Here is a 12261-nt window from a genome sequence, read left to right on the forward strand (position 1 = left end):
TAAGGGGCCGCCATGCGCATCGTCAGCGACTTTCCACGCCGGGTTCACGAAGAGGAGACCTGGATCACGCTCGCCGACGGTTGTCGGCTGGCGGTACGCATCTGGCGGCCGGTGGATGCCGAGCGGGACCCGGTGCCGGCGATCCTCGAATACCTGCCCTACCGCAAGCGTGACCTGACCGCGCTGCGCGACGCCCAGACCCACCCCTACTGGGCGGGTCATGGCTATGCCGGGGTGCGGGTCGACATTCGCGGCAGTGGCGAATCGGACGGCGTGCTGACCGACGAATACCTGCAGCAGGAACTCGACGACGGCGTCGCGATTCTCGACTGGCTGGAGCGCCAGCCCTGGTGCGACGGCAATGTGGGGATGATCGGCATCTCCTGGGGCGGCTTCAACGGCCTGCAGATCGCCGCCCTCCAGCCGCCCCAGCTCAAGGCGGTGATCACGTTGTGCTCCACCGACGACCGCTACGCCGACGATGTCCACCACATGGGCGGCTGCCTGCTCGGCGATAACCTGTCGTGGGCCTCGACGATGTTCGATGCCAACGCCAGCCCGCCCGACCCGGCGCTGGTCGGCGAGCGCTGGCGCGAGATGTGGCAGCAGCGCCTGGAGGGCAGCGGCCTGTGGCTGGCGACCTGGCTGGAACATCAGCGCCGCGACGCCTACTGGAAGCACGGCTCGGTGGGCGAGGACTTCACGCGGATCCGCTGCCCGGTCTACGCCGTCAGCGGCTGGGCCGACGGCTACTGCAACGCCGTGTTCCGCCTGCTGGAGGGGCTCAGCGTGCCACGCAAGGGGCTTGTCGGGCCCTGGGCGCACAAGTATCCGCACCTCGGCGTGCCGGGCCCGGCGATCGGCTTTCTGCAGGAAACGCTGCGCTGGTGGGATCATTGGCTCAAGGGCCGGGAAACCGGGATCATGGACGAGCCGATGCTGCGGGTCTGGATGCAGGATTCCGTGCCGCCCTCGGCGCGCTACGAGGTACGTCCCGGGCGCTGGGTCAGCGAGCCGAGCTGGCCGTCGCCGACGATCGAGCCGCGACCCTTTCGCCTGACCAGCGGCCACGACCTGGTCCCGGAGGTCGCCCGGGTCGCTGCCGTGCCGGGCGCCGCCGTGCTGCTGACGATCCGTTCGCCGCTGTTCGTCGGCCTCTACGCCGGCAAGTGGTGTTCCTACAATGCGCCCCCCGACCTGCCCCACGACCAGCGCGACGAGGATGGCGGCGCGCTGATCTTCCAGACCCAGCCGCTCGGCGAGACGCTCGAGATCTGCGGCCAGCCGGTGGCCGAACTCGAGCTCGAGGCCGACCAGCCGGTGGCGATGATCGCCCTGCGGCTGAACGACATCGCCGTCGACGACAAGGCCACCCGGGTCTCCTATGGCCTGCTCAACCTCACCCATCGCGACAGCGACGAGCACCCCGAGCCGCTCGAGCCGGGCAAGCGCTACCGGGTGCGCATCCCGCTCAAGCATATCGCCCAGCAGTTTCCGGTGGGGCATGCCCTGCGGCTGTCGCTGTCGACCAGCTACTGGCCGCTGGCCTGGCCCTCGCCGAGGCCGGTACGGCTGACCCTGCATCCGGCTTCCAGCCGGCTGATCCTGCCGTGCCGCACGCCGGATCCGAGCGAGGAGGCGGCGTTGCCGCCATTCGGCATGCCGGAAGGCGCGCCGCCGCTGGCGCGTACGCTGATCCAGCCGAGCCAGGAGGCCTGGTGCGTGATCCGCGACCTGGCCAACGATCGCACGACCCTCGAAGTGGTCAACGACGAGGGCGTCTATCGCCTCGACGACATCGATCTCGAACTCGCCGTGCGCGTCACCGAGCGTTACAGCTATGCCTACGGCAACTACGACAGCCTCAGTGGCTGGACCGAGTGGGAGCGCCATTTCCGGCGCGGCGACTGGCAGGTGCGCACCGTGACTCGTACGCTGATGACCTCGGACGCCGACAACTTCCGGCTGCGTGCCACGCTCGATGCCTACGAGGGCGACAGCCGGGTGTTCGCCAAGAGCTGGGACGAGGAAATACCCCGCGATCTGGTGTAGTCGCGCCTCATCGGGCCGCGGGGCATGCCTATCGCGCCGGACCGGCTAGTGCAGCAGGCGTTCGACTTCCCGGTTGGCCTGGACCGCCTCGGGGTAGGTCGGGTAGCGATCGACCTCCCTGACCTTGCCGCCGGTGGTTTCCAGCAGCAGCCAGTAGTCCGGCTGCTGCAGGCGACCGCGGGGGCCGAGCGTGGCGGGAGTGATCTTGAAGCTTCGCTTGGCCATGACAGCCTCCATCTCGATTACATAAGTACACAATCAGAATGGAAGAGTTACGTTTCTTGGGAAACATGGTTTTTACCCTGAAAAATAGGGGGCTGCCGATCAGGAGAATGGGCCGCAAAGCATCGGTTTTCTGATCCTGCACGACATCTGCAAGCGGGCGATCGTCGGCGCCGGTCGGGCGTGGAGCCGGACGTTTTCCTGCAGCCGCCCGCTGGCGGTGCACCAGGGGGCCAGGCCATGGCCGCGCAGAGATTGTCGGGTGCGCCAGGAAGGCGTGCACGAGCCCTGTCATTCGAAGGACACGCATGGACGCACAGATCCTCATCATGGGAAGTTTCGGGCTGCTGATTCTGCTGGTGGCGTGGTTCCCGATCTTCATATCGCGCTTGCCGCTGACCCTGCCGATGCTTTGCGTGGCGATCGGCTTCGGCGGATTCATGTTACTGGGCGAGGACGGGCTGAGCCCGCGCGAGTACCCGGCCACGCTGTCGGTGCTGACCGAGCTGACCATCATCGTCTCGCTGGCCGGGGCGGGGCTGAGTATCGACAAGTCCTGGGCCTGGCGGCGATGGACGAATACCTGGCGTTTGCTGGGCATCGCCATGCCGCTGACCATTGCCGCTTGCGCCATGCTGGCGGCGGTCTATCTCGGTCTGCCCTGGGCGACAGCCGTGCTGATCGGGGCCGTCATCGCGCCCACCGACCCGGTGCTGGCCGCCGACGTGCGCGTGGGGCCACCCCGCGAGGCTACCGAAGACGAGGTGCGTTTCAGCCTGACCTCCGAAGCCGGCCTCAACGATGGCTTGGGATTCCCGTTCACCATGCTGGCGCTCGGTCTCGCCGCGCACGGCGCGCTGGGCGACTGGACCTGGCATTGGCTGGCCGTCGACGGACTGTGGCGCTGCGGTGCGGGCCTGGCGGCCGGTTGGCTGATGGGGCGCCTGCTGGGGGCGGTGGTGTTCCGTATCGGCAAGCGCACGATCGCGCGGACCGGGCAGGGCTTCGCTTCGCTGGGGATTATCTTCGTGGTCTACGCCGTGGCGGAACTCATCCATGGCTACGGGTTCATCGCTGTCTTCGTGGCGGCGATGGTGTTGCGCCGCCACGACGACCGGCATGGCTACCACTTGCGGCTACACGGCTTTATCGAACAGGCCGAGCACTTGCTGATGATGACACTGCTGGTGTTGTTCGGCGGCAGTCTCGCCGGACCGCTGCTCGAGGAGTTGACCTGGCCGATGGTCATCGCGACGCTCGTCGTGCTGTTCATCATTCGCCCCTTGGCCGGCCTGCTCAGCCTGCTCGGTACCCGCCTGCGCAGCTGCGAACGGATCATCGTCAGCCTGTTCGGTATCCGCGGGGTCGGTTCGTTCTTCTATCTCGCCTACGCGACCAATGCCGGCAACTTCGCCCAGATCGATACGGCCTGGGCCCTGGTCAGTTTTATCGTCCTGATGTCGGTCTTTTCCTACGGGATACTGTCGGCGGCGCTGATGAACTGGCTGGATCGCCGGCAGGCGGCGCTGGCCGAAGCCGAGGAGAACAAGCCAGGGCGGTGAGCTGCCATCCCGATACGCCGGGCCGAATGACGACCGGCTCGGCATTGGCAATGCGCGGCCCGTCCGGTCGTCCAAAGAGGTGTCGGCAGATGACCCGGTAGACGCCGGAATGCGCCACGACGAGGGGCGTATCCCACTCGTCCAGGATATCGTTCAAGGCCTTGGTGACTCGCCGCTCGAACGGGGCCCATGGCTCCCCGCCGGGAGGCGTGTCCGTGTAGGAAACGAGTCGCGCAAGAGGCCGGCCCTCGAGCTCGCCCCAGTCTCGTTCGTTCAGCCCGGGCGTGACCAAGGGCTCGGACCCGGGTACGGCCAACATGGCGGTGTCCAGGGTCCGCGACAGTGAGCCGCAGACGACTCGGCCCCATGTCTGGTGTCGCAACCGCTCTGCCGCCATGCGGGCCTGGTTCCGGCCGGTCTCGGTCAACGGGCTGTCCGTTCGGCCGGCGATGACCCCGCGCGCATTGCACTCGGTCTCACCGTGGCGCAGAAAGATGAAAGGGCTTCGTCTCAACGGCATCGTTCAATTCCAGGACCGAGTCGGTGTGCAACTGGGGGCCGAGCCGGTCACGCCAGGCCGCCGTCTGTGTCAGCGATGTAAACAGGGGCACCAGTCGTCGGGCGCCCAGCGTGTCGCGCAACCGGACCAGGTCACCGGCACGCAGATGGACATTCCAGCGTTGCCAATGCTCCAGTCCGGCGGCGACCCGCTCTCGCCGGTCTGGCGTCAGGTAGCCGGTGTGCAGCAAGCGGCGTCCGGGCCAATCCCAATGGCCATCGTTCCGGTCGGCGACCAGCATGGTCGGGGCGTGCTCGGGCCATCTGCGGTCTGCCAATCGCTGCAGCGCGTCAGGGAGCCCGGGCCGAAAAGCATCCGGGTCGCATTGGGTCCAGCGGCATACCATCTGGTGGCAATGGCGATCCATCGTCCAGTCGATGGGCTGGGTCTTTTCCATCCGCAACAGCCACAAGGCCAGCTCGATCGCCCGGCCCGAAAGCGGCAACGGCAGTACCGTCGGGCGTGTCAGCTGTTGCCATAGGGCCTGCTGGCATTGGCGCTGGCCGGTGTCGTACAAGCCATAGGAGGCATCGAGCAGCAGCGTGCCGGCCGGCGGCGGCGGATCGAAAGGAAACAGCAGGGATTCGAACGATGCGTCGCCGGAATAGAACAGGCCGTCGCCCACGTCCAGATGCAACCAGAGCCCGCCATGGGAGTGTCCCGCCCTGCCCGTTGTCACCTCGATGCCCAGGATAGAGCGGGAACCCTGCCTCGGCAGCGGCCGCCAGCTTCTGCCGGGTGGCAGGGCGGTGGCCACTTCGGGGGTACAGTACAGGGGGATCCCCCAGGGAAGCCTGGCCACGGAGCCGATATGGTCCGGGTGGTCGTGGCTGATCAGTATGGCATCGAGCGGCCCCGTCTCTCGGACCCAGTCGCAACGCTCCTGCGGGTGAAGCGGACCGCCGGCATCCATCAACAATGAGCGCCCTTGGTGCCGCACACGAATCGCCGCGCTGGACTTGCCCCCCAGTCCGCTGAGGATATCCACCTGACTCATCAGGCGGCCCTCTGCAAGGACCAGCCCTTGTCGAACCGGACCCGGACCGATTGCCCCGTCGCCAGCGCCGAATGATGCCAGGCCCTCAAGGGCTGGCCATCCAGCAGGCTGAGCGTCAGTTCATAGCGTTCCCCCCGGTAGACGCACTGCCTTACCTCGGCGCTCAAGCCATCGGCGCCTATCCGGATGTGCTCGGGACGCAGCAGGACGGGCCTGATCTTGGGCAAGCTCGTCTCCATGGCTTGCATGATGACGTGGCCATCCAGCCAGCCCGAGGGTTCCGCATCGGCAATGTGCACTACGGCGCCCTGGCCGATGAACCGGGCTACCCAGTCGTCCACCGGCTGCTGGTACAGCTGTTCCGGTGTCGCCCACTGCGCCAGCCGGCCATCGCGCATCACGGCGATGTAGTCCGCCATCGACATGGCTTCGCTCTGGTCATGCGTGACATAGACCAGGGTCGCACCGGTCTGGCGATGAAATTCCCGGAAGGTGCCTTCCATCGTGTCGCGAAGGTTCCGGTCCAGGTTGGCCAGGGGTTCGTCCAGCAGTACCACCCGGGGCTTTGCCACCAGACAGCGAGCCAGCGCCACGCGCTGACGCTGGCCGCCGCTGAGCTCCGCCGGCCGGCGCTGGGCCATGCGTTCCATTTCCACCTGCGCCAGGGCGGCGCGCACCGCCCCAGCCGCTTCGTTGCCGGATGTGCCCCGTACTTTCAACGGGTAACCCACGTTCTCGGCCACGCTCATGTGCGGCCAGAGCGCGTAAGACTGGAACACCATCGCCATGTTGCGTTGCTCCGGCGGGCATTGCGTTCGCGCGTCGGCGAGCCGCCGATCGCCCAGGTGAATCGAGCCGGAGGTCGGCTTTTCGAAGCCGGCCAGCAGACGGAGTATCGTCGTCTTGCCGCACCCGCTCGGCCCCAGCAGGGCGACAAAGGCCGCCTCGGGAATGGTCAGCGATAGGCCGTCGACGGCGGTTTCATTGCCGAATCGCTTCACTAGACGATCCAGGGTCAGGTTCTCCACGGAATCACCCCTCTTGGCAGTCTGGGTGCGAGCAGGTTCAGCAGCGCCATCAACAGGGCCACGAACACCACCACCAGTACCGATATGGCCGACGCCAGCACGCTTTCGCCGCCTTCATCCAGGTTGAAGATCAGCACGCCCAGGGTTTCATTGCCGGCGCTCCATAGCAGTGCCGAGACGGTGATCTCGTTCAGGGCGACCAGGAAAACCAGCAATCCGCCGGCAAATACCGCGGGTGCCAGCAAGGGCAGGAGAATATCGACCAGACGACGTAGCGTGCCGGCTCCTGCCAGCTGGGCCGCTTCTTCCAGAGCGCCATCGAACTGCCCGAGGCTTGCCATCACGGGCCGGAGACCCAGCACCAAAAAGCGCACCAGATAGGCGAGAAAAATGATCCACAATGAGCCATAGACGACCACATTGATGACCGGCAGCGGCCGGGCGAACAACAGGATGCAGGCTATGGCCAGCACTACGCCGGGCAGGGCGTAGGGGATTTCGATCAGCGTCACCACCAGCGTCTGGATGCGCTCGGGCAACCGCTTCAGCCGGTAGGCCAACGGCAGCGCGCAGGCCATGATGACCAGGGCGGCGCCACCGGCCAGCATCAGGCTGTTTCGAGCGGCTCTCGGGGTGGCGCCCTGATGGTTGATCATCTCATCGAAGGCCGCGGATGTGACGCTGCCAGGCGTCAACGGCACACCGACCGCGGGTACCAGGGAACTGACGACCAGGGCCAGAAAGGGGCACACCAGTATGATCAACAGGACCGTCGCCAACGCGGCCTCCACCAGCGGACGCCATTGTCGAAGGTCGAGATCGTGCGCCTTGCCGCCGTGCCCGGTTAACGAATAGCGGCTGTGTCTTTGCATGCGCTGTTGCAGCGCGACACCCAGCAAAGCCAGCGCGCCAATCAGCACCGAGAGGCTGGCGACTTCCTGCAGGACCGAATGGCCAAAGCCGGCCATGCGCTGATAGATCAGTGTCGGCAACACGTAGTAGGCGTCCGGAATGCCGAGCATCGCCGGGATGCCGAAGTTGCCCAGGTTCGACACGAAAGCCATGAACACGCCGGCAAGCATGCCGCCCCGGCTCAACGGCAGCACGATGTCACGCCACACGCGGCGGCTGGAGGCGCCGCTGATCCGTGCGGCTTCGATCAGTTCGGCCGGCAGGTTGATCAGGCTGGTGCGCATTGCCAGGAATACCAGCGGTGCGCTCTGGATCCCGAGCAGCACGATAATGCCTTCCGGCGAATACAGCGGCTGCGGGCTTCCCAGCGGTGGGGCGATGCCCAGCGTGTTCAGCAGCGGGCTCGCCGGCCCCATCAGTTGCAACCAGCTCAGCGCGGTGACCTGGGGCGGGATCATCATCGGCAACATGAAACAGAACACCAGCCACTGCTTGCCGCGCACGTTGGTGAGCGTAATGCCGTAGGCGAATATCGCGCCCAGAAGCAGCGACACCATCGCGCCCAGCGTGGCGGTGTACAGGCTGTTGCCCAGCGCGCGCCAGGTCGAGGCGGCGCTCATCACTTGCCAAAAGGGCGACTGCTCTCCCAGACCGAGTTGCGACATCGCCGACACCGCCAGGCGCAGGCTGGGCGTCAGGCTCAGCAGGGTGATCGTCACCAGCAACAGTGAAAGCAGCCAGTTCGGCTGGCTGCCTCTGGATAGCGCAATTCGCATGATCAGTTGCCGTAGAGTTCACTGAACCGGGCCTTGTTGGCTTCCGCCTCTTCCAGGGCGGTTTCGGCGTCCAGCGGCATCAGCTTGATGCTGTCGCGCGGCGGAAACCCCGCGGGAGGCGCCACCCGGTCGCTTGCCGGCAGGTAGCCCTGGACTTGCACCAGCGTCTGGCCTTGCTCGGACAGCAGGAAGTCGACAAAGACCTGGGCGGCGGTCGGGTTCGACGCCCCCTTCATGATCGCCACCGGCTCGGTTACCGCGCTGACGCCCTCTTCCGGGAAGACGAACTCCACCGGCGAGCCCTTGGCGGCTTCACGGATGGGCAGGAAGTCGACCACGACGCCGTAGGGTTTGCTGCCGTTGGCAACGGCCTTGAAGACACCGCCGTTGCCGCCCTGGGCTTCGGCACCGTTTTCCTCGAGCCGCTCGATGTAGGACCAGCCCAGATCCGGGTTCTCCATCAGGGTCGCCATGTGCACCAGGGCCGCGCCGGAATACAGCGGACTCGGCATGGTGACCTGACCTTCGAGCTCGGGGCGGACCAGGTCTGTCCAGCGGGTCGGCTGGAACTCGGCGCCGGTGTTGTAAACGATGCCCGTGGTGATCAGCTTGGTGCTGTAGTAGTACCCTTCGGCATCGTAGAGCGAAGGGTCATAGCTTTCCCGTTCGGGGCTCAGATACGCCTGGAGGTAGCCGTCCTGCTTCAGCGATTCCATGGTGACCGTGTCGGCGATCAGCAGCACATCCGGCTTGACCAGGCCGGCGGCCAGTTCCGAGCGCAGGCGCGCAATCAGGCGGGTGGTGCCATCACGGACCCATTCGACGTCGATGTCCGGATGGGCTCGCTCGAATGCGTCCACGGTCTGCTGGGCATCGCTGTTGGGCTGGCTGGTATAGAGCACCAGCGTTTCATCGGCCTGGGCAATCAGTGGCAATGCCAGCGCGGCGGCCATCATCGCCTTGGCTGTGGAAAACGTCATTGCAGCGTTCCTCTTGGCTGGGTTCACAACCAAGGTACGGTCACAAGACTACAACACCGAGACAGTAAGCTTTCGACACGCAGCGGATTGATTGCGACGGTGCGTCAGACGTTATCGCCTGCCCGGAGCTTCGAGATGAATCTGCCTCGGAGAAGGCGGCCGCCGCTTCTGATGACTTTCCCCAGAAACCGGCTGGCCTCCAAGGTGAGTTTTCGCTACGTTGATTCTGACCATCATCAATTCAATGAGCGTGATGCACTCAGGAACAGCATTCAGCTCTATTGACGCTTCCACGCCTCAAGCCATCCAAGCCCCGCTTGTGTCCCGGCACGTGGCTTATACTCGCAGCCGACCCAGCCATCAAAACCCTCTGCATCCAGCTGCGCGAAAATCCAGGGATAATTAACCTCGCCGGTATCGGGTTCGTGGCGCTCGGGGACGCTGGCAATCTGAATATGTCCCACGTCCGCGTGATGGCGCTGGTAGGTTGTCCAGATATCTCCGTCCATAATCTGGGCGTGGTAGAAGTCCATCTGCACCTTGACGTTGGGCTCGTTTAGCTCGGCAAGAATAGCGCGGCCCTCGGCTTGGTGGTTGAGGACATACCCTGGCATGTCGCCGGTGTTGATGGGCTCGATCAGCAGCTCGATGCCGTATTCGGCGAAGCGGCGAGCCGCATGATGTAGGTTGTCGAGGTAGACGGTGCGTAGCGTCTCCGGCGGGACATCTTCCGGCGCAAGCCCGGCCATGGCATGCACGCGAGGACAGCCGAGCGCGGTCGCATAGTGCAGTGCAGTCTCGACGCTGTCGCGAAATTCGATCTCACGTCCGGGCAAGGCCGCGATCCCGCGCTCGCCAGCCTTCCAGTCTCCCGGCGAAAGATTGAACAAGACCTGCTGAAGACTATGATATTTCAGCTCGTGGGCGATTGCTTCGGGTGCGAAATCGTACGGCAACAGGAACCCGGTTCCTTCGAAGCCGCTCGCGCAGCTGCTGCGAAGCGCCCCATGAAGGGCACCTCGTTGAACATCATCGACAGATTGGCGGCAAAGCGGGGCATGCGTAACTCTCCTTCAGGCAAGGCTTACCAGCGGGGTGTCGAAGGTTTGTCATCGTTCATCGATTTCCACCTCGCCAACGCCTCCACTAGCGTGTCGGTTACCGGGAAGATGTTATCTTGGGCATGGAATCGAAGGTCGAGCAGTACTTGAAGTAGAATTTGCCCTGTCGTCGGTGGACAGGGTGCGAATGCCGGCACTGATCGGCATTTTCCCCCTTGTCCGGAACGCCGGTGAAGTCTTCGATAATGCATCCGAAGATTGGCATCGTCATTCCTCCTATGCCAAGCTCCCATCGTTGACCATGCGAGGCGGTAACTTCCCGGGACCACACACGTAACGGTGATGTCGATCGATTTAGAACGCGTTTCACAACCGCGTGCTGCTGCCGGGGCAGGTTTTCGCAAGGGCGCTGTAAACCCTTCCTTGGGCGCTACTTTCTCCATCTGACTGCCAGGGATGGCGGAAATGCCGGAATGGACAGGATTACTTCCCGGCCTTGGCGAAAGACCCTTGCTTCAACCTCCCCGGCATCCGCACTATTAGTGTTTTGAAATGTGCTCTTAAGCCATTTGCCAACCTCTCGCTCAGGGTCCATGGTTTGGGTGTGGAGCCACCACCCGGCGCTGCAACGCCTCGGGCATCCACCTACATTGCAACCCGCAGTCCACGGAACGGAGATCCCATGGTAACGGCCCCTCATGAAGTCTGCGTCTCAGACAACCTCATGCACTTCCTGGCGCTTTCAGATAACGACAAGCACCTGTTGGCCGAACTGGAACAGTCAACCCAACGGGTCGCCCAGGGTCAAATGCTCTGGCGAGCTACGGAACAGCCTCGCACCCTGTACACCTTGCGCTGCGGTTGGGCCTATAGCATGCACCAGTCCGAGAGTGGCGAGGCCCAAGTGCTGGACGTCTTCCTACCCGGGGACCTGTTAGGCATTCGCGAGCTCACCTTCCCGGCTCATTCGACCGATGTCGTCATGCTGACCAGCGGGGTCGTCTGTCCCTTCCCCACCGAGCGCCTGCTCGACATCTTCCAGCAATCCCCCTCGCTCACCTTGGCCATACATGCCGCCGCCGCCCGGCAACAAGCCATCATCAGCGAACGTCTGGTCAATATCCTGCGCCATGACGCCCGAGCACGAATCGCTCACTTCGTACTCGAGCTGTTTTTCCGCCTCAAGCGCGTGGACGATTCCGTCTCCCGGGATTTCTCGGTACCGTTGCTACAGCGGGATTTCAGCAAGCTACTCGGAATGACCACCGTGCACGTCAGTCGCACCCTTCGTGAAATGGAAGCCCAAGGCCTCTTGCGCAAGACACGCCAGGCCATTCAGATCCAGGACCTCGACCGGCTGCTTGAGATATCCGCCTTCGACCCCATGAAGCTGACGGACCAACTCAACCCCTCACTGACGGAGGCTCTACCCAGCCTCGAGCCGGCCTGACCGATCACCAGGCAAAACAAAACCCGCCCATGAGGCCGAGTTAATGGTTTACGTTCCTGAACAACTTCCACCGACACCCTCGCCGGTGCATCCCCTAGTCAACGTTCCCTGGATGCCTCATCCGTGGGTACCATGCCTAGTAACAGATTAGCGCACCAAGGCGCGGTGACCTTGATCCAACTCAACGCCGCGGGTGCCAAGTCCGAGATGAGCGGCGGGCTTGAGCGATGAGATGAAGCGCCCCGTGTTTCGTAGACACTTCCAGGCATTATACTGAAGGCGCTAGGAGGTTTTATGAGCCGTCAACGATACACCGAGAATTCAAGATAGAGGCCGTCAGAACAGCTGACGGAGCGAGGGCATCCCGTCGCCGAAGTTGCCGCCCGGTTGGGCGTTTCGGGCTACAGCCTGTATTAGTGAATAAAGCGCTACGCCAAGCCGGAAGAGCATCAGCAGCAGAACACTGACCTTCAAATTGAGAGCCGGTGCTTGAAGGTTGATTTGAAGCGTGTATCAGAAGAACGGGACCACACGCGTAGTATATGAAATCAAGATGCATTATGGTTGCTGATGAGCCTCGAGTGAGCATGTGACGGTGGCGGCGTGAAATGTGGAAAATAAATAATGTTGGTTGAGTTGGGGCGTTTTAGATTGTTTCAAAA

General features: G+C 63.9%; 10 protein-coding genes and 1 pseudogene. 4 read left to right on the forward strand and 7 right to left on the reverse strand.

Annotated elements, in window-relative coordinates; genetic code table 11:
- Nucleotides 1–12: 12 nt before the first annotated feature.
- Nucleotides 13–2052 (forward strand): CocE/NonD family hydrolase, encoded by a 2040-nt coding sequence (locus HR9077_RS16780; protein ID WP_136068346.1) that lies wholly within the window; start codon nucleotides 13–15, stop codon nucleotides 2050–2052.
- Nucleotides 2053–2097: 45 nt separating this feature from the next.
- Here HR9077_RS16780 and HR9077_RS16785 read toward each other — a convergent pair whose 3' ends face one another.
- On the reverse strand, nucleotides 2098–2277 hold the full coding sequence (locus HR9077_RS16785; RefSeq protein ID WP_136068348.1) for a hypothetical protein: 180 nt from the start codon (nucleotides 2275–2277) through the stop codon (nucleotides 2098–2100).
- 305 nt (nucleotides 2278–2582) lie between these two features.
- Between HR9077_RS16785 and HR9077_RS16790 the strand changes: the two genes are divergently transcribed.
- Nucleotides 2583–3836, forward strand: a complete 1254-nt coding sequence (locus tag HR9077_RS16790; RefSeq protein ID WP_136068350.1) for a cation:proton antiporter — start codon at nucleotides 2583–2585, stop codon at nucleotides 3834–3836.
- On the opposite strand, the gene HR9077_RS22500 is transcribed toward HR9077_RS16790, so the two are convergent.
- The 6 genes from HR9077_RS22500 to otnI form a co-directional block, all read right to left on the reverse strand.
- The gene (locus HR9077_RS22500; RefSeq protein WP_136068352.1) at nucleotides 3721–4356 is read right to left on the reverse strand and encodes a histidine phosphatase family protein; all 636 of its coding nucleotides are present in this window, start codon (nucleotides 4354–4356) and stop codon (nucleotides 3721–3723) included. The two genes, HR9077_RS16790 and HR9077_RS22500, sit on opposite strands and share 116 nt — an antisense overlap.
- The gene (locus HR9077_RS16800; protein ID WP_244613316.1) at nucleotides 4313–5392 is read right to left on the reverse strand and encodes an MBL fold metallo-hydrolase; all 1080 of its coding nucleotides are present in this window, start codon (nucleotides 5390–5392) and stop codon (nucleotides 4313–4315) included. Before HR9077_RS16800 ends, HR9077_RS22500 begins: the two co-directional genes overlap by 44 nt.
- Nucleotides 5392–6420 (reverse strand): ABC transporter ATP-binding protein, encoded by a 1029-nt coding sequence (locus HR9077_RS16805; protein ID WP_136068356.1) that lies wholly within the window; start codon nucleotides 6418–6420, stop codon nucleotides 5392–5394. The genes HR9077_RS16800 and HR9077_RS16805 overlap by 1 nt, the downstream gene beginning before the upstream one ends.
- Nucleotides 6408–8108 (reverse strand): ABC transporter permease, encoded by a 1701-nt coding sequence (locus tag HR9077_RS16810; protein WP_136068357.1) that lies wholly within the window; start codon nucleotides 8106–8108, stop codon nucleotides 6408–6410. Before HR9077_RS16810 ends, HR9077_RS16805 begins: the two co-directional genes overlap by 13 nt.
- 2 nt (nucleotides 8109–8110) lie before the next feature.
- A complete protein-coding gene (locus HR9077_RS16815; RefSeq protein ID WP_136068359.1) occupies nucleotides 8111–9088 on the reverse strand; it encodes an ABC transporter substrate-binding protein in 978 nt (325 codons plus the stop codon).
- Nucleotides 9089–9366: 278 nt separating this feature from the next.
- Nucleotides 9367–10044: a 2-oxo-tetronate isomerase gene (gene otnI, locus HR9077_RS16820; RefSeq protein WP_348532935.1), complete on the reverse strand. Its 678-nt coding sequence runs from the start codon at nucleotides 10042–10044 to the stop codon at nucleotides 9367–9369.
- Nucleotides 10045–10831: 787 nt separating this feature from the next.
- Between otnI and HR9077_RS16825 the strand changes: the two genes are divergently transcribed.
- Both HR9077_RS16825 and HR9077_RS22505 read left to right on the forward strand, forming a co-directional pair.
- Nucleotides 10832–11599, forward strand: a complete 768-nt coding sequence (locus HR9077_RS16825; RefSeq protein ID WP_136068362.1) for a Crp/Fnr family transcriptional regulator — start codon at nucleotides 10832–10834, stop codon at nucleotides 11597–11599.
- A gap of 294 nt (nucleotides 11600–11893) precedes the next feature.
- A pseudogene (locus tag HR9077_RS22505) lies at nucleotides 11894–12127 on the forward strand (transposase); the annotation flags it as partial.
- Between the last annotated feature and the right edge of the window lie 134 nt (nucleotides 12128–12261).

The organism is Modicisalibacter radicis, from assembly GCF_900961225.1.
GTDB lineage: Bacteria > Pseudomonadota > Gammaproteobacteria > Pseudomonadales > Halomonadaceae > Modicisalibacter.

Bases quoted from the DNA above. Each gene is read 5' to 3' on its own strand.
- HR9077_RS16780 (WP_136068346.1), top strand. From the start codon at position 13: ATGCGCATCGTCAGCGACTTTCCACGCCGGGTTCACGAAGAGGAGACC.
- HR9077_RS16785 (WP_136068348.1), bottom strand. From the start codon at position 2,277: ATGGCCAAGCGAAGCTTCAAGATCACTCCCGCCACGCTCGGCCCCCGC.
- HR9077_RS16790 (WP_136068350.1), top strand. From the start codon at position 2,583: ATGGACGCACAGATCCTCATCATGGGAAGTTTCGGGCTGCTGATTCTG.
- HR9077_RS22500 (WP_136068352.1), bottom strand. From the start codon at position 4,356: ATGCCGTTGAGACGAAGCCCTTTCATCTTTCTGCGCCACGGTGAGACC.
- HR9077_RS16800 (WP_244613316.1), bottom strand. From the start codon at position 5,392: ATGAGTCAGGTGGATATCCTCAGCGGACTGGGGGGCAAGTCCAGCGCG.
- HR9077_RS16810 (WP_136068357.1), bottom strand. From the start codon at position 8,108: ATGCGAATTGCGCTATCCAGAGGCAGCCAGCCGAACTGGCTGCTTTCA.
- HR9077_RS16815 (WP_136068359.1), bottom strand. From the start codon at position 9,088: ATGACGTTTTCCACAGCCAAGGCGATGATGGCCGCCGCGCTGGCATTG.
- HR9077_RS16825 (WP_136068362.1), top strand. From the start codon at position 10,832: ATGGTAACGGCCCCTCATGAAGTCTGCGTCTCAGACAACCTCATGCAC.